The following is a 22,900-nucleotide window of genomic DNA, read 5'->3' as shown; positions in this document are numbered from 1 at the left end:
GGAAACAAGTAATTAACTTTCTTAACCGATGCAAGGTATAGTATGATTAGAGATAAATTAACTATTGGTTTTGTATATATTAGAAGTGCTTTATCAAAAAAAATAGCCACACACACAACTAACAAAAAGGTGATATAAAAAATCCAATAAGTAATATTCATCTTTTTCAAAAAAACCAGATTTTACATAAAAAATTAACTATATGATTCTTAATTACAATCAACTAATGTTCTAAAAATAATCATCTTCATTTGGTGTTAATTCATGTTGTTCTATAAAAAATTTAATAAGAAAAAATTGTCCGAAAATTTGAACCACCGTTGTGATCACAGTAAAAACATCCAAGTATATATAAAACCTGTTTAAGGCTGTCACAATATTCGAAATCAAAAAACACGATGCAGCCACCATTAATGAATAGCTCACCACAGTCTTACTATTTAGGTATATATAATAACATACCCCTATAAATGCTGTAAAAGAAACAATTAACATAGCAAGAAAGCTGCTCTGTTCTCTGATTTGAGGCTTTATAAGCTCTACTACCGAATACAAAACATAACCAATCAAAGCCATTGAAATTAAAAGCTGTACGGTAAAAACCTTTTTGAATCTAATTTTGATTATTTGTAAGCTTTTCCACAACAAGATGATATTAAACAAATAATATAGAGAAAGAAGAATGTTTACGGTTTTAAAGTTACCCCGGTAATCCTTAAAAAACAACACTTCACACACCAAAATAAGAAGCAAACTAAGCACAACCAGATAATTGTTATGTTCTGAATTTACAACATACAACAAACATAAAGAAATGATTACAGGAGGTTTAAAGTAAATAAGCAATTCGTTTGCAAAAACCACTACAAGCAGCACAAAAAAACTTGCTATATAAAATAATTGATATGTAAACTTTTTGATATTCAAGTGTTTTTTGTTTTATACAAATTAGAACCCTTCAAATTCTTCCGATTTTAACTTCAAAGACCTTGTAACCATATAATTAATCAAAAAAATCATAGCTAACGAATCACAAATCAACATCAAAATCTTTAACTCGTGTGATTCAAGGTAAAACCGATCTATTAATCACATGTAATCTCCAAACGCAAAATTGAGCATTGATAAAAAAACCATAACGATTTTTCTGACCTTATTTATATAGTACATTGCTCCAATAATCACCAAAACATAAAGCAATAACAGATGAAGAAAACCAAGCAAATGCAAATCTCCCATCCCATCTTTAAGAGCCTTATATATCATAAAAAAGATCACCGTATACAGCAGCGTTCCCAATATCAATGTAAAAATATCCCTACTATTATAAACAAATGATTTATGGTTATAATACAGGAAATAAAATAGCAACACAAATACACTTATTCTAATAACAATCAGGCTCCTTAAATTGTTTTCACCATTAAAAAACTCAAACAATCCTCCAAAAAAAAGCAACAGAAGAACTACAAGATGAAAGACTCTTACTTTTTTAGTACCAACTATATATGATAACATTAATAGCCCTATAAGAATTACACCAGAATAAGCAGATAAAAAAACACTCTCTAACACAAACCCCAGCACTTGACCAATAACAAAAAACGAGATAAGAAATTTTAGTAATTTTTCTCCATTCATTAAATTTTACTTGTATCCAAAGATTAACACTACTTAATTTTGAATACTCCCCTGATTAACAATTGTGTAATTTCCTTTACACAATATACTAAATTTCAAAAACAAGTAAAAACCGTTAAAAAATTGAGGTATCATATATTCTTTAACTTAAGCGAAGTAGGGCTAGAAATCTTAAACTGTACGAGAAAAAAAACAGCCAACAATTGATAAATAGAATTTATAATCTCAAATTCTATTGCCGGTATATAAAACCTATTTAGTGCAAAACATGAATCACTAATCACAAAATTTAAAACAGCTATTAAAAACCAAAGAGATTGAGATGATCTTATATTCACATACTGAAAAACGGCACCAATAAAAAGCAAATACAATATGATCAAATAGCTCACACCATAAGGTCGAATTTCATCCATTGTTCCTTGAGTAGCATCATAAATTTCATAAGCTATATAGGTCCATGCCACAAAAAAAACAGCTAAATAAATAATGTCTACATTACTATAATCGACAGGAGTATAATTTTTATACAAATAATAAAACAATATCAAATAGCAAATGGTATAGCTTAAAAGCACATACACAAAACTATTATTTATATCAACCAACAGAAAAATATCTCCTAAAAAGCATAATAATAAGATTATCAAAAACAAACTATCAGTTTTTTTCACACTAAACCAGTACAACATAAAAAACAAAGGCACAGTAGTTGGTTTTATATAGAATTCCAATTCTGTCCATTGCAAAGCCGTACATAGAACACAAAGCCCACCTGTTATTATTAGCAATATTTTAATAAGTGTTCTTATCCTCATTTTATCTTATCAAGAAATTCATCTTCACTTATTATGGGTACTTCTAATTTATTTGCTTTTTCTAATTTGCTTGGCCCCATATTTTGTCCTGCCACAACATAAGCTGTTTTGGAAGAAATTGAACTTGAGACCTTACCCCCATTATCTTCTATTAATTTTTTAAGCTCGTTACGAGACACTTTTTCAAAAACCCCAGACACTACAAAAGTTTGACCACTTAGAGTATCGGTTTGGTTCGCTAGTTTTTCTGCTGAAATTTCTAACTGTACCCCGTAATTTTTTAATCTATTGACTAAAGCTTCATTTTCTTCAGAAGTAAAAAATTCGTTGACACTTTGCGCTATTTTAATGCCAATCTCATCTACATTTACAAGCTCTTCTTCTGAAGCTGTCATAATAGCATCAATCGATTTATAATGCTTTGCTAATTTTTTGGCTACAGTCTCGCCTACATATCTAATTCCCAGAGCAAACAATACCCGTTCAAAAGGAATTTCTTTAGACTTCTGTATGCCCACAATAAGATTATCTGCACTTTTCTCAGCCATTCGTTCCAATGGAATGACTTGTTCTTTTTTCAGTTCATATAAATCTGCATAATTCTTTATCAGGTCTTCATTCACCAACAAAGCAACGGTTTCACCCCCAAGCCCCTCGATATCCATTGCTTTTCTGGAAATATAATGCTGAATACGCCCAATAATCTGAGGATTACACCCTTGGTAATTAGGACAATAATGCTGGGCTTCTCCTTCTTTTCGAATCAACTCGGTACCACATTCAGGACATTGATGTATATATTGTGTAGGCACAGAGCTTTGATCTCTTTTTTGAAAATCAACACCAATAATCTTTGGAATAATTTCACCTCCTTTTTCTACAAAAACTGTATCTCCTACACGTATATCCAGTTTCTCTATTTGATCGGCATTATGCAACGAAGCTCTTTTGACAGTAGTACCCGCCAATAATACCGGATCAAGATTAGCAACGGGTGTAATTGCCCCGGTACGACCTACTTGATACGTGATTTCCTGAAGAACAGTTGAAGCTTGCTCTGCTTTAAACTTGTATGCCATGGCCCATCTTGGTGCTTTGGCTGTATACCCCAATTCTTCTTGTTGCTGAAGATCATTTACTTTGATCACTACACCATCGGTCTCATAAGGTAAATCATGACGATGCTCGTCCCAATACGCAACGTATTCAAGAACCTCATCTATAGATTGTACCAATTTTGATTCTACTGGCACCTTAAACCCCCATTGCCTAGCCTTTTCTAAATTTTCGTATTGAGTAATTATCCCTAATCGATCTCCTTTGATACTATATAGTAAACAATCCAAAGGACGTTTTGCCGTTTCACTACTATCTTGAAGTTTCAAGCTTCCCGAAGCTGTATTGCGGGGATTAGCATACGGCTCTTCTCCCGCTGCCAAGCGCTCTTGATTCATTTTTGCAAAACCGTCGTAAGGCAAAACAATCTCTCCCCGAATATCAAATTTTGCAGGAAAATTTCCTTTTAACTTTAAAGGAACCGACCTAATGGTCTTTACATTGGTGGTAACATTATCTCCCTGAATTCCATCTCCTCGAGTAACCGCCCTTATTAATTCACCATTTTCATAGGTTAAACTTATTGATGCTCCATCATATTTGAGCTCACAAGTATAATTAACCTCCCCGTCAACTAATTTTTTAATCCGTTTTTCCCAATCCAACAAATCTTCTCTCGAATAAGAATTATCCAATGAATACATTCTATGTTCATGAACTACAGTCTCAAAATTTTTGGTTACCTCACCTCCAACTCTTAGTGTAGGTGAATTAGAATCATAAAATTCTGGATGCTCCTCTTCCAGTTTTTGAAGCTCTTTGAGTTTCATATCAAAGTCGTAATCACTTATAGTAGGCGCATCTAAAACATAGTAATTGTAGTTATGTTGACGTAATTCTTCCCTTAATTGATTAATTTGTTGTTCTGTATTCATGTTTTAATTCCCATTTTCGCACTACAATATAGGTAGTGATAACATTTCTATGATTCTAAAAATCTAATCTAAATTTATAAAAGAATGCTTCAAGCAGCAATCTGAATATTTTATAACATTTTTATAACCCCGAAGATCTTTTCTTAGGTTCTATCCAGTTTTAACCATTTTGGCACCTCTACAGGTTTAAAAGTTTTCATTTTTTCTATTAATCGGTCGATATCATCATCAACCAACAATAAATCATAATTTTCCATTTTCAAGAACCCTCTTCTTACCATATTTTCAAGCAAACCTAAAAGATGGTCATAGAATCCACCAGTGTTTAGCAATCCAATAGGTTTTTGATGCAACCCCAACTGGGACCATGTAATAATTTCAAAAAGCTCTTCAAGAGTTCCAAATCCTCCCGGGAGGGTTATGAACCCATCACTAAGTTCATGCATCTTCATCTTTCTTTGATGCATATTATCTGTAGTGATCAACTCACTCAATCCCTGGTGCACTACTTCTTTAAGTTTAAGAAACTCTGGGATCACCCCTACAACCTTCCCTTTATGTTTCATAGCACCCTTGGCAACTTCTCCCATAACTCCAATTTTGGCGGCTCCATACACAAGAGTAATATCCCGTTCTGCCAGTTTCTCACCTAATAAAAAGGCTTCAGAAATTACATTGGTATCATTCCCTTCACTGCTTCCACAAAAAACACAAATAGAATTCAATTTATTCATACCTTATATATTTTTGGTTAAACTTGCTCGTATCATTCGCTCATTATTATATAAATCCTTACGCAGCTCTACCAAATCAAACCCAACTTTATTAATCACACCCACAGTCTCAGGCCCCAGATACTGATTAATTTCAAAATACAATACTCCTATAGCTGATAACCTTTTCTTTGCCAAATTTGTAATCTTTTCATAAAAAATAAGCGGATCAATATCTGATACAAATAAAGCCTGATGTGGTTCATTATTCAAAACATTAGGTTTTATCTCTTTTTTCTCTAACGCTCTTACATAAGGGGGATTAGAAACTATGATATCAAAATCTTCAGACAAATTATCTGTCTTTAAAATGTCTTGATGAATAAATTTTACAGAAACCTTATTTCTTTTTGCATTCGTTTTTGCCACCTCAATCGCTTTTTCTGAAATATCTATAGCCTGCACCTTGGCATTTGGTAAATTTTTGGCAAGTGAAATCGCTATACAACCACTACCGGTACCAATATCAAGAATTTTTAAAGTACTACGATTACCCTTTTGATCTTTAAGAATCCAATCAATAAGCTCTTCTGTTTCAGGCCTTGGTATAAGCACATTCTTATTGACCATAAAAGGTAAACCATAAAAATGAGTCTCACCCAAGATGTATTGAATGGGCTCTTGGTCTTTGAGTCTTTTTTTGGCTTTTTCAAATTCCTTTATTTCTTCCTGAGGCAATTCTTTATCAAGATGTATTGCCACGTCTACTCTCGTTAAATTTGAAATTTTTTCTGAAAGCATATAGAAAAAAGAAAGAACCTCTTCTGGCTCATAAAGCTCTATTAAAGAATCAGTAAAATCTGCTCGAATATCTTTAACCTTCAACGTTACTTATTTTAATCCAATTCTTTTATCATCCATGCCTGACAACTATAATGCCCGGTATTTCCAAGCGGGGCTTCTAATTCCACAAAACCCATCTTTTTATATAACTTTCTTGCTGCTTTCATATAAGGCATAGTCTCTAAATAGCACTTAACGTAGCCCTGATTCTTAGCAAAATCCAAACATACATTAATCATCTTGTGCCCAACGCCTTTACCTCTAGCTTTAGGTAAAAAATACATTTTTTGTAGTTCACAAGTGTCAGCATCTCCATTTTCCAGAGGAGCTATACCCCCACCACCTATTACTTTTCCATTTTCTTCGATAACAAAATAGGAGCTCCTCACCTGGCCATAGGTTTCAAACATCATATCCAATGCTTTATCTTCATAAGCGGTACCTACTTTAGGGACTCCCATTTCAATCAAAACAGATCGAATTACTGCTGCAATTATTTGGTTATCTTCCCGTTTTATTGTTCGGATTTTTATTGCCTCCATTATATTTTAAACACTACTTTTGCCCTTTACTTTAGATAAATATGATCTTAAAGGTTATTTATAGTTTTTAACTAAAAGATTAATCTTTATAACGACATTGAAATATACGCTAAATCTAACAAGGAATCAATGAGGAATTTTTTATTATTATCAACAATATTTGTGCTACTTACAGCATGTACTTTTTCGGAAAAACCGAAGTTTAAATATGTTGACAACCTTGAGGTTAAGAACATAGGATTGCGCAATGTAACCTTAAAAGCAGATGCTATTTTCAACAATCCAAACCACTTAAAAGGCAAACTTTCGATTGATAGCGTTCTTGTTTTTGTTGATAACATTGAAGTAGGCGCAATTTCTGCTCAAGAGTTTAATGTTCCCTCGCAAAGTGAATTCGCGATCCCGCTTGAAGGCACTTTTTCTCTTTCGAAAATTTATGAAGAAAACAAAAAAAGTCTTCTTGGAAGTGTCTTAAAAGTAATCCAAACCGACTCTCTTGATATAAAATATGAAGGAACAATACGTTATCACCTAGGGAGTTTTTCTTATCCTTATCAAATAAACAAACAACAAAAGGTAAGCATAAAATAAGTGGACACGCATAACATTTACATACAACGATGCCTGCAACTAGCCAAAAATGGCTCAGGAACATGTTATCCTAATCCTATGGTTGGAAGTGTTATTGTTTATAATAATAAGATTATTGGCGAAGGTTGGCATTATAAGGCTGGCAAACCTCATGCCGAGGTAAACGCCATTCAATCTGTTAAAAATCAATCGCTTCTTAAAGACGCTACTATATATGTAAGCTTAGAACCCTGTAGTCATTACGGAAAAACTCCTCCTTGTAGTGATCTTATCATAGAAAAAGGAATTAAAAAAGTCGTAATCGCTACTATTGATCCGTTTGCGAAAGTATCAGGAAGAGGCATACAAAAATTAATAAATGCCGGCTGCGATGTTGTTGTGGGTGTATTAGAAACCGAAAGCCACGAATTAAACAAGAGGTTTTTCACTTTTCATACCAAGAAACGCCCTTATATTATCTTAAAATGGGCCAAGACTAAAGATGGTTTCATAGCTCCTTTAAATACTCAAAAAAGAGAACCGGTCTGGATAACAAATAAATATTCCAGGCAACTTGTACATAAATGGCGTGCAGAAGAACAAGCTATATTAGTTGGCAACCAAACTGTTGTAAAAGACAATCCCACTCTTACAACTCGAGACTGGAACGGACCCCATCCTATAAGAGTAATCATAGACAGGTTTGGAAAAATCCCAAAAGCATCCAATGTCCTTGACCAAACTACACAAACAATAATAATTACTTCAGAAGAATTTAAAAAAGAAAACAACAAAAACATTATTTACGAAGTAATTGATCAAAAAAACAATGAGGTTGACCAAATTTGCGACATTCTTTATCGTTACAATATCCAATCGGTAATTATCGAGGGAGGCGCTGTTACTATTAATACATTTGTCAATCAAAAAATTTGGGATGAAGCTCGTGTTTTTGAAGGAAATCTTTCTTTCGGAATGGGAATTAAATCCCCTGTGATTAATGGAAGATTGGTTTCTGAACGTAAAATAATGAATGACACATTAAAGACATATCGAAATGATTAAGAATATAATATTTGACTTTGGTGACGTCTTTATTAATCTGGACAAAACAGCAACATATAAAGAACTATTAAAACTAGGTGATTTTCAAATTACAGCCGTAGTAAAGGAAGTTAACGACCTTTATGAGATGGGACAAATTTCTACATTAGAGTTCATTGACGCCTATCAAAAAGTACTACCCAAAGCTTCAAAACAAGATCTTATCCAAGCCTGGAACGCTATTTTACTTGATTTTCCATTATATCGCTTAAATTTTCTAGAGAACCTGGCAAAAAAACAAAACTATAAACTTATTCTTTTAAGTAACACCAATGAATTACATATTACTTGGATCAAAGAGAATATTTCATTTTATGAAACTTTTAAATCCTATTTTGATGAGTTTTATCTTTCACATGAAATATACCTAAGGAAACCTAATACGGATATTTTTGAATTTGTTTTAGAAAAAAACAATATCCAGTCACATCAAACCATTTTCATCGATGACACCAAAGAAAATACTGATTCTGCAGCCAAACTTGGGATTCATACATGGAACAACAACCCTAAAACTGAAGATATCACTAACCTGTTTACTATAAAATCTGATTTATTTTGATTTACCTTATTCTAAGCATCCTAGCCTCAAGTTTGATTTTTATAATTTTCAAACTTTTCTCTAAATACAATGTAGACACTTTACAAGCTATTATTGTAAATTATGTTGTTGCCTTTATATCTGGAATCATAGCCTATACAGAACCTGTAGAAATAACAACCATAACAAAGCAAGGTTGGTTTTATGGAGCCATGGTTTTGGGGATAATTTTTATATCGGTATTTAACCTAATGGCGATTACTACTCAAAGAAATGGTTTATCGGTTGCTGCAGTAGCCACCAAAATGAGTTTAGCCATCCCTATTATATTTGGCATCATAGTGTATAAAGAAAGTACAGGAATCTTAAAAATGACAGGGATTATTATTGCTCTTGCAGCAGTATATCTTACCTCTATGAAAACCGGCGAAGGTGTATCAATCACAAAAAAAACACTAATATTTCCGCTTTTGGTATTTATTGGCAGCGGAATTATAGACACCAGTCTAAAATATTTTGAAACACATCATGTTTCAAAAAATGATGTCCCTATTTTTTCGGCCACTATCTTTGGCTTTGCGGCAATTGTAGGGCTTTTTACTTTGTTATACAAAAGAATAACGGGTACTTTAAAGATCTCTTTAAAGAATATAATTGCCGGTATCGGTTTGGGTGTCCCTAATTATTTTTCAATTTATTTTTTAATAAAAGCATTAAGGCACGACAACATGGACAGCTCTACCGTCTTTACCATTAATAACGTAGCCATACTTTTGGTCTCTACTCTTGCCGGTATTTTATTTTTCAAAGAAAACTTAACATTGAAAAACTGGATTGGCATTATACTGGCAATACTAAGTATTGTTTTGGTAGCATTTTCTATATAATACTACTTGTTTGGAAACAAAAGACACATACAACACAATTATTACCCCCGGAGAAGAAGTGCTTTTCAAAGACCGTAATAGCAAATTCTTTGGATATGCATTCCCCATTTCTACAGAAGAAGATTCCAAATCAATTATAGAAGCACTCAAAAAACAACATCATTCAGCAAGACACTGGTGTTATGCCTGGCAAATAGGTACCGAAAATATTAGATATCGCACAAATGACGATGGAGAACCTTCTAATTCTGCCGGGCAACCTATTTATGGCCAAATACAATCCTTTGATATTACTAATATTTTAATTGTCGTAGTGCGATACTTTGGAGGTGTTAAATTAGGTGTTGGAGGGTTAATAAACGCATACAAAACTGCAGCTCAATTAGCCTTGGAAGCGTCTAAAATTGTAGAAAAAACCATTAATATTAATTATCTTATCACTTTTGAATACAAAGACATGAATAAGGTAATGCGAATTATAAAAGAACATAATTTAACTATTACAAAGCAAGAGCTCGAGCTGAACTGTAAAATTTATATTTCTGTAAGAAAAAAAGTCGCAGACAAAATAAAAGAGGTTTTTTCCCCGTTGTATGAAGTAAAAATTGACAAATTAGAAAGTTAATGGTTTTTTTATTTTTTTTAATAAATAAGGAGGACATTGGATTGGTTTTCTTGTTTCACCATCAACAAAGACCAGGGTTGTAGAAGCAATTGTTAATAATTCGTGATGTTGATTAAAAATTTCGTAATCAAAAACAATTCGAACCGTAGGAATTTTCCTCAACGAAGTTTTAACAGTCAATTCATCGTCGAAGAACGCAGATTTCTTAAATTTAAGGTCTAAAGTAAACACAGGAAGCATAATACCATTTTCTTCCATTGATTTATAGGAAATTCCTAATCGGGATAACCAATCAATTCTCGCTAACTCTAAGTATTGAGCGTAGTTTCCGTGATGGACGATGCCCATTTGATCGGTTTCGGAATATCGCACATTTAGTTTTGTTTCTGAGTTGATTAGCATATATTTAAATCAAGGATTATTAACATTTTTAAAAGTAGTACTATCAAATTATGCAAAAAAAATAATTAAAATTCAACCCCAAAATCGTTTTTTTTTTACATTTTTTGTTCACATATTTGTCAAGCAAAAACAGTAAGGAGTTTTTCAACAATTTCTTTTTAATAACTTAACAGAAAAATAGTAAATCTAACCACTCGAATGAATGTAACTGCGCAATCAGTTTGGGATAATTGTTTATCTTTTATAGAAGACAATATAACACCACAAGCTTTTAAAACCTGGTTTGAACCGATCAAGGCTGTAAAACTTACGGATGGCGCTCTTAGTATTCAAGTACCAAGTAAGTTTTTTTATGAATGGTTGGAAGAACATTATGTAAACCTTTTAAAGGTTTCTCTTACTCGCGAGCTAGGGGAAAATGCAAAATTGGTTTATGTGATTAAAATGGAAAACACCTACGGTAACAAAAAACCATTTACCGAAAAAATTCCTAGTGCAAATCGCACTTCAGTAAATTCTCAGGAAGTTGATGTTCCTATTAAAAGCAAAAATCCAGAGTTAAAAAATCCATTTGTTATTCCCGGAATTAGGAATGTTAAGATAGAATCCCAACTTAATCCAAGTTATAATTTTGAAAATTTTCTTGAAGGAGACTCGAATAGATTAGCGCGCTCTGCAGGAATGGCTGTTGCCAATAAGCCAGGAGGCACATCATTTAATCCATTACTTATTTTTGGTGGAGTGGGCCTTGGAAAAACACATTTGGCACATGCAATTGGAGTAAACATTAAAGACAACTATCCAGAAAAGACAGTTCTGTATATATCTGCAGAAAAGTTTACACAACAATACATAGAATCTGTAAAAAAGAACAATAGAAATGATTTTATTCATTTTTATCAAATCATAGATGTATTAATCGTTGACGATATACAACTATTATCTGGTAAAGCTGGAACTCAAGATGTATTCTTTCATATATTCAATCATTTACACCAAAACGGAAAGCAAGTTATCCTAACTAGCGATAAGGCGCCTGTAGACATGCAAGATATCGAACAACGGCTACTTTCACGTTTTAAATGGGGATTATCTGCCGAATTACACCAACCAGATTTTGAAACACGTGTTTCTATAATCAGAAACAAACTATATAGAGATGGTGTTGAAATGCCTGAAGAGATTGTTGAATTTCTGGCAAACAATATCAAAACTAACATCCGCGAACTTGAAGGGGCCATTATTTCATTAATAGCACACTCATCTTTTAACAAAAAGGACATTACCATCGACTTGGCAAAAGCTATAGTTGATAATTATGTAAAGAACACAAAGCGTGAGGTTTCTATTGATTATATCCAAAAAGTTGTAAGCGATTATTTCCAAATGGATGTAGAAACTTTGCAATCCAAAACACGTAAGCGCCATATTGTACAAGCACGTCAGCTTGCTATGTTCTTTGCAAAAAAACTCACCAAAGCATCTTTGGCTAGTATAGGTACACAAATCGGAAAAAGAGACCATGCCACAGTTCTTCATGCCTGCAAAACTGTAGATAACCTATCTTCTACAGACAAGCAATTCAGAAAATATGTTGAAGACCTAGGAAAGAAACTTACTTTATAGCAATATATTTCTTCAAAATGAAAATCAAAATTTTAATGGTATGCCTTGGTAATATCTGTAGATCACCATTGGCAGAAGGTATCTTGAAGTCAAAATTGGACGCTAATAAGTATATTGTAGATTCTTGTGGAACAAGCAGTTATCATATTGGAAACAAACCGGATCAAAGATCAATTGCTATCGGAAAAAAATATGGCATTGACATCACAGATCAAAAAGCTGCTCAATTCAACACCAATCACTTTCAAATTTTTGATCATATCTACGCCATGGACAACTCTAATTATGAAAATATCTTAAAGCTAGCCAAAACAGATCAAGAAATTAATAAAGTGAAGTTAATCCTTAACGAACTCTATCCCAATGATAATCTAGATGTCCCCGATCCATATTATGGTGGAGAACAAGGATTTGAAGATGTTTATCAAATGCTCAATAAAGCATGTGATAACATCGTTAATAAACTAGAGAATCTATATTAACTTTTTCAGATGTAAAGTTTTCGTATATTTAGATTTGTGTTATTGCTTACACATTACTAATAAACAAATTTAACCATAACAAGTATCAAACAACAGTCTCCCTATGGAACTTAAACCCCTAGATCCCAAAGGAAAGCTATATTTAATACCTACACGATTAGGAGATGATGTACCCCTAGAAGTACTTCCAATATCTATAAAAAAGGTATTAGAACAGGTTAATCATTACATTGTAGAAAATGAAAAACCGGCTCGTAGATTTATAAAAAAAGTAAGTCCAAGTAAATCTCAACGCTCCCTTGTTATCCACACGGTAAACAAATACACCGATGTATCTGAGATACCCAGTTATTTAACACCTTGCCTTAACGGAGAGTCAATAGGATTACTATCGGATGCCGGTTGCCCTGGAATTGCTGATCCTGGAGCAGAAGTAATACGTATAGCTCACGAAAAAGGAATCCCGGTAACACCACTGGTTGGCCCCTCCTCTATCCTGTTAGCAATGATGAGCAGCGGAATGAACGGTCAAAACTTCACTTTTAATGGATACTTACCTATAGATAAAAATGAGAGGAAATCTACAATTAAATATTTAGAAAAAACATCATTAGAGAAAAATCAGGCGCAAATTTTTATAGAAACACCTTATAGAAATGACAAGATGTTTGCCGATTTAATATCTATTTTACACAATAACACACGTCTTTGTATTGCTTGTGACATCACTCTTACCACCGAGTTCATAGCAACAAAAACAATCGAAGAATGGAAAAAAAAAGAAGTTGACCTCCATAAAAGACCAACTATTTACATTATACAACGAGATTAATAAGCTATCTACAATTCGACTTTTGCTTTCCTATTAGGAACCACATAAGAGGTATCATACCCTCCAAACCTTTTCATGTAGTAACGAATTGTAGTTCCGAACGCATCTGCAAAACCATCAACTCCGCCACTTCTTAAATATCTTTTTACAGCATTTGGCCCACCTAAATGCGCAGCAGCAAGAATTCCAGATTCCGTAACCTCTACCCCATTCATGGTTCTACCAACAAACCATTTTATATCTCGTCGTAAAACCCATTTGTTTCTGGAAAGGTATGCGTAAAATGCTTTCTCTTGAAGCACCGGATTAGCAAGAAAATCATTTCTACTTATGTTTTTTACTCCAATTAAATCCAAAGTACCTTTACCAAACTGGTATTTTCCCATGTATCCGAATTGATTTACAACACCGTAATCTCCTCTTGATTCTTTAAAAGCAACTGCTTCTTTAAACCCCAAATACGATTTCCCAAGTTCTGGAGTAACATAAGTAGCACCTTCGTCTTCGATTTCATTAAAATTAGGAGCAACGTAATAAAGATCCAGCCCTGCAGTACTATATGAACTAAAATCTGCTTTCTCTTTTGTAGTAAAACTTAACAAAAGTATCCCCCCAATTGTAAGTAAAATAGATAAACTTATTATCTTCTTTATCATATAAAAAATTTCTAAGTAGCCACTCAAAAAAATGGTCCCCCCTACTTAAATTTTTGCCGTGCAAATATACGGCATTTTTTTATATAAAAAACAATAACATGTTAAAATAATTATAATATTGAAAAACAGGTGTTTACGCAAAAAATACAGGGGAAAAACCCCCTAAAAGTGCTAAAAAAAACCAAAAATCGACACTTAAACGTCAAATCATGCGTCTTGATCGATAAAAATTATACATCTATACTAAACAGAAATTCACAAAAAAAAGATAATTTTGTTGATAAGTTTATACGTTTTTTAAACTTTCAGATAAAAAAAGCTCTTTTTTTCCTACAAAAAATAATTCCAGAAAATCACCTTTTAATCCCCTGTTTGTTAATCCATTTTACATATTGTTTTTTGTTTCGATTATGCTGAGCCAGAGTCTTTGCAAATTTATGATATCCCATATTCTCAACATTGGCCACAAAGAAATAATAATCGTGTCTTTCATAGTTAAGCACAGCATCTATCGAAGAGATATCAGGCATTGAGATTGGACCAGGAGGTAATTCAGCATATTTATAAGTATTATAAGGACTATCTAGCTCCAAATCCTTATACAAAACTCTTTTTATAACTGTATCCCAATCGTTACGATGTTTCTTTATAGCGAATATCACAGTTGGATCAGCGTCTAGTTTCCAACCATTTTTATACCTATTCATATAAACACCTGCTACTCTAGGGCGTTCATCAACTTTTGCAGTTTCTTTTTGCACTATTGATGCAATTGTCGTAACCTGATTAGGAGTAAGCCCAATTTCATTGGCTTTTGTCTTACGTTTTTCATTCCAAAAGCGATCATACTCCTTATACATCCTATCTCTAAATTGTTCTGCAGAGGTATTCCAAAAAAACTCATACTTATTAGGAATATACATAGACAAGGCGCTTTCTAAAGAAAACTTTTTTTCATTAATAAAAATAGAATCCTTAAAGGCCTTAACCAATGAAGTACTATCTGCCTCAATCTGAACAGCTATTCTTCCTGCAAGATTTTCAAGTCTTTCCTGATTATTAAAACTAACATTGATTGGAGTGTTTTTACTGCGTAAAACTCCAACAATATCATTGTTATTAAGCCCTTTTTTCAAAATATATCTACCTGCTTTTATATTATCTACATATCCTTTTCTTCTGGCTATTCTATCAAAAGTGTATATATCTTTTACTAATGGACTAATCTCTTCAATAAGTTCTGTATATGTTGCTCCTGTAGGGATATAAACTGTTGCAGTTTCAGTTTCAAAATCTGTATTTGGTGAAAAAATTGCCTGATACACATAGTAAGCAAAAATCCCTCCACCTATTAATCCTAATAAAACTATTATTAATAATATTTTTTTAATGTACATATAGTCGTTGATATAAAAGCTCGTCCTTGTACGAGTTGTTTATTAAATTCCATTCCTTTTTAATCCCCACTTTACTAAACCCACAGTTTTCAAAAAGTTTGATACTAGTAGTATTGTCTTCAGATATATTAGCATACAACTGATGTAAGCGCAAGTGTGTAAATCCATATTTTGTAATAAGCTCAAGAGCTTCGGCTCCATAACCTTTGCCTCGCTGCTCTTTTTCTGCTATTATAATACCTACTCCAGCTCTATTATGCGTGGGGTTATAATCAAAGAGATCAATCAACCCAATCGATGCGTCATCATAGGTACAGATTACCAATCGCAGTTGCTTGATTTCATAAATATCTTGATGTGCGTTTTCTAAATACTGTTTAATCAAAAACCTCGAATACGGGGTTTGGGTAGAGCTCATTTCCCATATCTGCTCATCATTTTCGATAACATAGACAAAATCCAAGTCTTCTGGCTCCAAGGCTCTTAAAAAGATATTTTCTCCTTTTAGTGTTAGCATTCAATCTCCCCTTTAAACACCTGTTCTGCAGGCCCTATTAAAAAGATATTTTCATATTTATTGGCACTTTTAGAAAAAGTAACTTTAAGCTCTCCTCCGGGTGTTTGTACACTTACCTGATTTTCATTTGTTACCTGGGTGGCATGCATAGAAAGTGCTACAGCAGTGACCCCGGTTCCACAGGACAATGTTTCATCTTCTACTCCTCTTTCATAAGTACGAACCGCAAATGAATTTCCATTTATTTTTTCAACAAAATTCACATTACTCCCAACCTCAAAATAAGGAGCCCCATTTCTTATTTCCCTTCCAACATTTTTCACATCAAATTCTGGTAATCCATTTACCATAGTCACGTGATGAGGGGACCCTGTATCTAAAAACAAATGTGAGTCATACTCCTCAATCTCTGAGACATCTTGCATTTGTAAATACACCAATCCGTCTTTAATCTCTGCATAGTGCTTACCATCTATAGCGGTAAAGGTAGTTTTATCCTTTATAATCCCAATAAAAGCTGCAAAAGCTACCAAACATCTTCCTCCGTTACCGCACATCGAGCTTTCGTTACCATCGGCATTAAAGTACACCATTGTAAAATCATCTTCCTGATTTTTAGGCTGTTCTAACAACATCAACCCATCTGCACCGATTCCAAATTTTCTGTCACAAAGTCTTGTAAACAATTTGGTATTATTTTTGGATATTATAGAATCTCGATTATCAATGATTACAAAATCATTTCCTGTACCCTGATATTTATAAAATGTGAGTGTCATTATTATCTTACCAATTATAAGGGCAAAGGTACAAAGAATGTAAACATAAAAGCGTTGTTAATTGTGAGTTAAATATCGTAAAAAAAGTATACTATAATTGTAATTTTAAAAGTTATGTACAGTCTATTTATACAGAACTAATTTAATTAAACAAAAAAAAGAAAAAGATGATGAAAAGATTTTTAAGTTTATTGGTTGTAGCAGTCCTGGCAGGGATCATGACAATTAGTACATATAAATTGTTTTTAGAACCAGAAGCGGTTGTGGTTCATAATACTGAAAGTAAATCAGACACAATTCCTGTAAATTATACTGTCCCCAACACAAGTTATACCGCATCTGCAGCTAGTATTGATTTTACCGAGGCAGCTGAAAAAACGGTTAATGCAGTAGTACATGTTAAACAATATGGAATAAGTCGTACCCCAAGAAATTTGATGGATTTCTTCAGAAACGGGGGCGCCGCAGAACGTAGAATCCAAGGAGCAGGCTCTGGTGTGATAATTACTGAAGATGGTTATATTGTTACCAATAACCATGTAATCGATGGCGCTTCAGACTTGGAAGTAACATTAAATAACAATAAATCATATAAAGCCAAAGTAGTTGGTACTGCTCCACAGGCGGATATTGCTTTAATCAAAATTGATTCAGACCAAAAATTATCTTATATCCCTTTTGGCGACTCAAATTCTGCTAAGATTGGTGAATGGGTACTTGCTGTAGGTAACCCATTTAACTTAACCTCTACTGTCACAGCTGGTATTATTAGCGCCAAATCAAGAGATCTAAACGAATATGATGACACAGCACAATCTTTTATCCAGACTGATGCAGCTATAAATCCTGGAAATAGCGGAGGAGCTCTGGTTAATATAAAAGGAGAACTTATAGGAATCAATACCGCTATCACATCACAAACTGGAAGCTATGTTGGATATGCCTTTGCAGTTCCTTCAAACAATGCCAAGAAAATCATTGATGATATTATTGAATTTGGTGATGTGCAACGAGGTATTATTGGAATTACAGGTGGTAATATAAATCCAAGTGCTGTCGAAGCCTATGACATCTCTACTTCACAAGGTGTTTTTGTCGCCTCGGTTGCAGAAAATAGCGGTGCCAAGAAAGCAGGCATAAAAGAAGGTGATGTTATAAAAGAAATTGACGGACTACCAATAAAAAGATTTGCCGACTTGACAGGTTATGTAAACAGTAAGAGACCTAATGATATTATTAATGTGAAAATCTTAAGAAAGAAACAAGAACTTGTTGTCCCGGTAAAACTTACAAAATACGAAATTCAAAGCTACAATATTAATGACGTGGGTGTTGAAGTTGTTAATCCACCAAAAGATTATCTTAAAAAATTTAAAATGGACCATGGCGTAGTAATTAGCAAAGCATTAAGCTCAAGAATGAAAAGATACAATCTAGAAGGTCTTATAATTAGTGAAATTGATGGAAAAAAGGTAAAAAGTGTTTTGGAAGTCAAAAAAATTATAGAAAGCAAATATCCAGATGAAGATATTACTATTAGTTTAATTGACAGAGAGGGTGATAAAAGAGAATTCGTCTTTCAATAAAAAAACCAAAAAGCCTATAAAAACAATAACTCCCACTACTTTAATTAAGTAATGGGAGTTTTTTATTAAAAAAGGTTTTACGAAAACGTTTGAAATATATACTTTTGCACGAAATTTCAAGACCGTTAAAAAACACAACGAACTATGAGCTCTAATGAAGTTTATGAAAAAGAACTTGCCTTTCAGGCAGACAGACGTCGCGCAACAGTAGCATTTATCAAAACTGTAAGTGATTTATGGTATGACAACTCTATAGAGTTGGTACTTTTTAGAAATCAGTTAATAGACAAAAATGTTAGCGAAATTATCAATCTGCATGAGTATGCTGGAGAATTTGTACAAAAACCGATATCCATTTTTGATTCGGTAGAAATCGCACAAGCCATAAAATTAATGGACTTGCCTCCGGCCAAATTAGACATTGGCAAACTTACTTACGAATATCATTTGTCTAATGACGAACATGGTTCAATCAACAGGTTTGTTCAAAACAAACTTAAAGATGCAAAAAAGGTAAAACCGATTTCTCCAAAAAATGTGGTACTATATGGTTTTGGAAGAATTGGCCGTTTGGTAGCAAGAGAACTTATGACTATTACAGGCAAAGGTAGTCAGCTACGGCTTAGAGCTATTGTTACAAGAGGTCCCGTTACAGAAGAAGTGCTAGAAAAAAGAGCTTCTTTATTAAGAAATGATTCTGTACATGGTGATTTTGCAGGTACCGTAGAAACCGATATAGCTAACAAGGCCCTTATCATTAATGGCACAACGGTAAACATTATTAGCGCCAATAATCCCGAAGATATTGATTATACCTCTTATGGAATTAATGATGCTTTGGTTATAGATAATACTGGTGCTTTTAGAGATAAAGAAGCGTTAAGCAGACATCTAAAAGCCAAAGGAATTGATAAGGTTTTACTTACTGCTCCTGGAAAAGGTGTCCCAAACATTGTACATGGAGTGAATCACAAAGAATACGATCCGGATCAGGTGGATATATTTTCGGCTGCATCTTGTACTACAAATGCCATTACGCCAATTTTGCAAGCTGTTGAAGATAGTTTTGGAGTTGTTAATGGTCATTTGGAGACGATACACGCATATACAAACGACCAAAACTTAGTCGATAATATGCACAAAAAATACCGAAGAGGTCGCGCAGCGGCCCTTAACATGGTAATAACTGAAACAGGTGCAGGTAAAGCCGTTTCAAAAGCATTACCTAGCCTTGAAGGAAAGCTAACTTCAAATGCAATTCGAGTTCCTGTCCCTAATGGATCACTGGCAATTCTAAATCTTAACTTGGAAAAGAAAGCTTCTAAAGAAAGTATGAATGCCATTATCAAAAAATATGCACTGGAAGGAAACCTGGTAGAACAAATCAAATATTCATTAAATAATGAACTTGTATCTAGCGATATCGTAGGGTCTTCAGCTCCATCAATATATGACAGCAACGCAACGATAGTTGACTCAAATGGAAACAATGCTATATTATACGTATGGTATGATAATGAATATGGATATAGTCATCAAGTAATAAGATTATCAAAATATATTGCCAAAGTAAGACGTTTCACATATTACTAGAAGTAAAAAACATATTGATTATAAAAAAAGCCGCTGTCTACAACGGCTTTTTTTATTGAATCAACTCAAAAGCAATATATTTATTTTCAATTGATTAATAATAATTTAGAAGCCGCTCAAATTCTTGCAAAAAAAACTTTCTAATTATCCACAATATCGTACATTTATTGTCGTTACAGAAGAAATTAACCGGAAACTAAAAAAGGGATATCCTCCCCAAAAACTTAGACATCGTTAATTAACAGTTCACCTTTCTACAGAATCGGTGATTATTCGGAGCACATAATTTAAAACTAAGAACCTAAACGCATGAAATTATCAAAATATCTATTAGCTATAACTATACTACTTTCTTTTTCTTCAATAACCAATGCACAGGAAGAAAATGTAACTGTTGAGCAGGCATTAAAGCAAGAGAATATTGAAAAGCAGTTTGATATTGTTATAAAGAAATCCAGCAGATATCAAGAATACAAGGTTATAAAACAAGTATGGATCAATAAACTTAAGGCAAATCTTGCTGATACATTAAAAACATTAGAAGGAAAACTAAACACCACGAATAAACAAATAGCAGATCAAAAATCAACTATATCCGGTTTAGAAGCTTCCCTTGCCAAAACAAATGAGGATCTTGCTTCGGTAACCCAACAAAAAGATAGCATGAGCTTTTTCGGGGCTATGGTAACCAAATCCAGTTACAAAACGATCATGTGGGTAATTATTGGTGTGCTTTTAGCCCTACTAGGATTTTTTATCTACAAATTTAAAAACAGCAACGCTGTTACGATCCAGGCAAAAAAAGCTTTAGCCGAAACTGAAGAAGAGTTCGAAGATCACAGAAGAAGATCTCTCGAGCGTGAACAAAAGGTTATGCGAAAGCTTCAAGATGAGATCAACAAGCAGCGCAAAGCAGGAGCCAAGTAATTCAGTTTTTTAGATTTTTTTATTGTATTCTTTTGCATCTTTGTATTCCATTGAATTTTGAAATGAGATGCGAATAGATATTATTACCGTTGTACCCGATATTCTGAAAAGTCCTTTTGAAGCCTCAATCATGAAGCGATCTATAGAAAAAGGATTAGTAGATGTACATTTTCACAACCTAAGAGATTATACTACCGACAATTATAAACAGGTAGATGATTATCAATTTGGTGGCGGCGCTGGTATGGTCATGATGATTGAACCTATAGACAAGTGCATTTCCAAATTAAAATCAGAAAGGGATTATGATGAAATTATATATATGACTCCCGATGGAGAAACATTAACTCAAAGCATAGCTAATCAACTCTCTTTAAAAGGTAATCTTATCGTTTTATGTGGTCATTACAAAGGGGTCGATCAACGTGTAAGAGATCATTTCGTAACCAAAGAGATTTCTGTTGGAGACTATGTATTATCTGGCGGGGAATTAGGAGCTCTTATTCTTTGTGATGCCATTATACGATTAATTCCAGGTGTACTGGGCAATGAAACTTCAGCATTAACCGATTCATTTCAAGATGATTTATTAGCCCCTCCCATTTACACGAGACCTGCTGATTATAAAGGATGGAAAGTTCCAGAGGTCTTAACATCTGGTAATTTTCCAAAAATTGAAGCCTGGAGAGAAGAACAGGCATATAAAAGAACTCAAGAACGTAGGCCTGATCTATTAAAAGAGTAAATTTGAAATATTTCAAATTTACACCGTAAAACGCTTGCATGTAATCAAATAATACTTATTTTTGCACCCTGATTGAAATAACCTCTGGCGAAAATCGTGAATGTTGTCTCAACAAAACCAAAGAAACTATATCAAAATGGAAGATTTAGTAAAATTCGTACAAGACGAATTTGTTGCAAAGAAAGAAGTACCTGAATTCTCTGCTGGTGACACAATCACAGTTTATTATGAGATTAAAGAAGGAAACAAAACACGTACACAGTTCTTTAGAGGAGTAGTAATCCAAAGAAGAGGTTCTGGATCAACTGAAACGTTTACTATCAGAAAAATGTCTGGAACTATTGGTGTAGAACGTATTTTTCCAGTAAATTTACCGGCTCTTCAAAAAATTGAAGTTAACAAAAGAGGTAAAGTTCGTAGAGCACGTATATTCTATTTCAGAGGACTTACTGGTAAAAAAGCAAGAATCAAAGAAAAAAGAAGCTAATTTTCTTTTCTCTTTCAAACGTAAAAAAGACTGCAAAATGGCGGTCTTTTTTTATGAACAAAAGTTAATATCTTTGGTTCATAAACAGTTGATAACTAATGCAATAACATTTTGTGATCAAATAATCAATTTTTCTTATCTTTATATAACAAAATTACAATCTTTAAGAGATGACAAAAGGATTCCTAAATTTTGTAATTACACAATACGTTCTTTGAACAACTGAAGACCAGTTTAAGATTAAAATAAATATGAAACGAAAGTTATTTTTTTGAGTACATCCTTGAAATCAATTTAAGGGCCTTACTTTGAAATAATTTCAAAATGAAATTCAAAAGAAAAAATTAAGTTTTGACACCTTTTTAATTTTAGATGGCATAAGACTATATAAGTGAAAAACTGAAAAATTACTAACGTAATTAACAAAAGCAGACACCTCTAATAGTCGTTAGAGTAGCTCTTATATTATTCAAATTTTTATTTAATAATTAATCTACTCAAAATGGAAGTAATGATTGCATGGTATAAAAAACGAAAGTTTTTATTTTATTGCGGGTAAAACAGCTAACGTGGTAGATGATTATTTCCGATGAAGC

General features: G+C 33.3%; 25 protein-coding genes. 13 read left to right on the top strand and 12 right to left on the bottom strand.

The genetic code is table 11. From position 1 onward, the window contains the following. Positions 1-231 precede the first annotated feature (231 nt). The 7 genes from U6A24_RS08760 to U6A24_RS08730 form a co-directional block, all read right to left on the bottom strand. On the bottom strand, positions 232-927 hold the full coding sequence (locus tag U6A24_RS08760; protein WP_324179580.1) for a hypothetical protein: 696 nt from the start codon (positions 925-927) through the stop codon (positions 232-234). A 162-nt stretch (positions 928-1,089) separates the two neighbouring features. After that, on the bottom strand, positions 1,090-1,641 hold the full coding sequence (locus U6A24_RS08755; protein ID WP_324179579.1) for a hypothetical protein: 552 nt from the start codon (positions 1,639-1,641) through the stop codon (positions 1,090-1,092). Positions 1,642-1,772: 131 nt separating this feature from the next. After that, entirely contained in the window at positions 1,773-2,459 is a 687-nt protein-coding gene (locus tag U6A24_RS08750; protein WP_324179578.1) for a lysoplasmalogenase family protein, read from the bottom strand. Beyond that, entirely contained in the window at positions 2,456-4,450 is a 1,995-nt protein-coding gene (gene ligA / locus U6A24_RS08745) for an NAD-dependent DNA ligase LigA (protein WP_324179577.1), read from the bottom strand. Before ligA ends, U6A24_RS08750 begins: the two co-directional genes overlap by 4 nt. A 143-nt stretch (positions 4,451-4,593) precedes the next feature. Next, a complete protein-coding gene (locus U6A24_RS08740) occupies positions 4,594-5,184 on the bottom strand; it encodes an LOG family protein (RefSeq protein WP_324179576.1) in 591 nt (196 codons plus the stop codon). 3 nt (positions 5,185-5,187) lie between these two features. Beyond that, a complete protein-coding gene (gene prmC, locus U6A24_RS08735) occupies positions 5,188-6,048 on the bottom strand; it encodes a peptide chain release factor N(5)-glutamine methyltransferase (protein ID WP_324179575.1) in 861 nt (286 codons plus the stop codon). A gap of 11 nt (positions 6,049-6,059) precedes the next feature. Then, positions 6,060-6,548, bottom strand: coding sequence for a GNAT family N-acetyltransferase (locus tag U6A24_RS08730; protein ID WP_324179574.1), 489 nt, complete (start codon positions 6,546-6,548; stop codon positions 6,060-6,062). 129 nt (positions 6,549-6,677) lie between these two features. On the opposite strand from U6A24_RS08730, the gene U6A24_RS08725 reads away from it, so the two are divergent. The 5 genes from U6A24_RS08725 to U6A24_RS08705 are packed head-to-tail and all read left to right on the top strand — an operon-like array spanning position 6,678 to position 10,275. Next, positions 6,678-7,139: a hypothetical protein gene (locus tag U6A24_RS08725; RefSeq protein WP_324179573.1), complete on the top strand. Its 462-nt coding sequence runs from the start codon at positions 6,678-6,680 to the stop codon at positions 7,137-7,139. Then, positions 7,140-8,183, top strand: coding sequence for a bifunctional diaminohydroxyphosphoribosylaminopyrimidine deaminase/5-amino-6-(5-phosphoribosylamino)uracil reductase RibD (gene ribD, locus U6A24_RS08720; protein ID WP_324179572.1), 1,044 nt, complete (start codon positions 7,140-7,142; stop codon positions 8,181-8,183). Next, entirely contained in the window at positions 8,176-8,784 is a 609-nt protein-coding gene (locus U6A24_RS08715; protein ID WP_324179571.1) for an HAD family hydrolase, read from the top strand. The genes ribD and U6A24_RS08715 overlap by 8 nt, the downstream gene beginning before the upstream one ends. Next, positions 8,781-9,650 carry a DMT family transporter gene (locus U6A24_RS08710; RefSeq protein ID WP_324179570.1) on the top strand — a complete coding sequence of 290 codons (870 nt, stop codon included), beginning with the start codon at positions 8,781-8,783 and terminating at the stop codon, positions 9,648-9,650. The genes U6A24_RS08715 and U6A24_RS08710 overlap by 4 nt, the downstream gene beginning before the upstream one ends. 10 nt (positions 9,651-9,660) lie before the next feature. Then, entirely contained in the window at positions 9,661-10,275 is a 615-nt protein-coding gene (locus U6A24_RS08705) for an IMPACT family protein (protein WP_324179569.1), read from the top strand. Here U6A24_RS08705 and U6A24_RS08700 read toward each other — a convergent pair. Further along, on the bottom strand, positions 10,264-10,677 hold the full coding sequence (locus U6A24_RS08700; RefSeq protein ID WP_324179568.1) for an acyl-CoA thioesterase: 414 nt from the start codon (positions 10,675-10,677) through the stop codon (positions 10,264-10,266). The genes U6A24_RS08705 and U6A24_RS08700 overlap by 12 nt on opposite strands. 198 nt (positions 10,678-10,875) lie before the next feature. Here U6A24_RS08700 and dnaA point away from each other — a divergent pair, with 198 nt between their 5' ends. The 3 genes from dnaA to U6A24_RS08685 all read left to right on the top strand — a co-directional run bounded on the left by dnaA (position 10,876) and on the right by U6A24_RS08685 (position 13,617). Beyond that, complete coding sequence (gene dnaA, locus U6A24_RS08695) at positions 10,876-12,303, top strand: chromosomal replication initiator protein DnaA (RefSeq protein ID WP_324179567.1); 1,428 nt, start codon at positions 10,876-10,878, stop codon at positions 12,301-12,303. A gap of 17 nt (positions 12,304-12,320) precedes the next feature. Then, positions 12,321-12,785: a low molecular weight protein-tyrosine-phosphatase gene (locus U6A24_RS08690; protein WP_324179566.1), complete on the top strand. Its 465-nt coding sequence runs from the start codon at positions 12,321-12,323 to the stop codon at positions 12,783-12,785. A 103-nt stretch (positions 12,786-12,888) separates the two neighbouring features. Further along, positions 12,889-13,617, top strand: coding sequence for an SAM-dependent methyltransferase (locus U6A24_RS08685; RefSeq protein WP_324179565.1), 729 nt, complete (start codon positions 12,889-12,891; stop codon positions 13,615-13,617). A gap of 8 nt (positions 13,618-13,625) precedes the next feature. Here the strand turns inward: U6A24_RS08685 and U6A24_RS08680 are convergent, their stop codons facing one another. From U6A24_RS08680 to dapF, 4 genes are all read right to left on the bottom strand, one after another. After that, positions 13,626-14,273, bottom strand: a complete 648-nt coding sequence (locus U6A24_RS08680; protein ID WP_324179564.1) for a peptidoglycan-binding protein LysM — start codon at positions 14,271-14,273, stop codon at positions 13,626-13,628. Between the two features lie 353 nt (positions 14,274-14,626). Next, positions 14,627-15,670 carry an endolytic transglycosylase MltG gene (mltG, locus tag U6A24_RS08675; RefSeq protein ID WP_324179563.1) on the bottom strand — a complete coding sequence of 348 codons (1,044 nt, stop codon included), beginning with the start codon at positions 15,668-15,670 and terminating at the stop codon, positions 14,627-14,629. After that, positions 15,660-16,187, bottom strand: coding sequence for a GNAT family N-acetyltransferase (locus U6A24_RS08670; protein ID WP_324179562.1), 528 nt, complete (start codon positions 16,185-16,187; stop codon positions 15,660-15,662). The genes mltG and U6A24_RS08670 overlap by 11 nt, the downstream gene beginning before the upstream one ends. Beyond that, positions 16,181-16,966 carry a diaminopimelate epimerase gene (gene dapF / locus U6A24_RS08665; protein ID WP_324179561.1) on the bottom strand — a complete coding sequence of 262 codons (786 nt, stop codon included), beginning with the start codon at positions 16,964-16,966 and terminating at the stop codon, positions 16,181-16,183. The genes U6A24_RS08670 and dapF overlap by 7 nt, the downstream gene beginning before the upstream one ends. 167 nt (positions 16,967-17,133) lie before the next feature. Here dapF and U6A24_RS08660 point away from each other — a divergent pair, with 167 nt between their 5' ends. The 5 genes from U6A24_RS08660 to rplS all read left to right on the top strand — a co-directional run bounded on the left by U6A24_RS08660 (position 17,134) and on the right by rplS (position 22,304). Next, positions 17,134-18,552 (top strand): trypsin-like peptidase domain-containing protein, encoded by a 1,419-nt coding sequence (locus U6A24_RS08660; RefSeq protein ID WP_324179560.1) that lies wholly within the window; start codon positions 17,134-17,136, stop codon positions 18,550-18,552. 144 nt (positions 18,553-18,696) lie between these two features. Further along, on the top strand, positions 18,697-20,145 hold the full coding sequence (locus U6A24_RS08655; RefSeq protein ID WP_324179559.1) for a glyceraldehyde-3-phosphate dehydrogenase: 1,449 nt from the start codon (positions 18,697-18,699) through the stop codon (positions 20,143-20,145). 309 nt (positions 20,146-20,454) lie between these two features. Then, positions 20,455-21,072: a tRNA (guanine-N1)-methyltransferase gene (locus U6A24_RS08650; RefSeq protein WP_324179558.1), complete on the top strand. Its 618-nt coding sequence runs from the start codon at positions 20,455-20,457 to the stop codon at positions 21,070-21,072. 67 nt (positions 21,073-21,139) lie between these two features. Further along, a complete protein-coding gene (gene trmD, locus U6A24_RS08645; protein ID WP_324179557.1) occupies positions 21,140-21,817 on the top strand; it encodes a tRNA (guanosine(37)-N1)-methyltransferase TrmD in 678 nt (225 codons plus the stop codon). A 136-nt stretch (positions 21,818-21,953) separates the two neighbouring features. Continuing rightward, positions 21,954-22,304 carry a 50S ribosomal protein L19 gene (gene rplS / locus U6A24_RS08640; RefSeq protein ID WP_324179556.1) on the top strand — a complete coding sequence of 117 codons (351 nt, stop codon included), beginning with the start codon at positions 21,954-21,956 and terminating at the stop codon, positions 22,302-22,304. The last annotated feature ends 596 nt before the right edge of the window (positions 22,305-22,900 follow it).

Source organism: Aquimarina gracilis (genome assembly GCF_035285365.1).
In the GTDB taxonomy this organism is placed as follows: domain Bacteria; phylum Bacteroidota; class Bacteroidia; order Flavobacteriales; family Flavobacteriaceae; genus Aquimarina; species Aquimarina gracilis.
The sequence above is the reverse complement of the archived record's forward strand: the minus strand, read 5'-3'. Positions and strand labels throughout refer to the sequence as shown.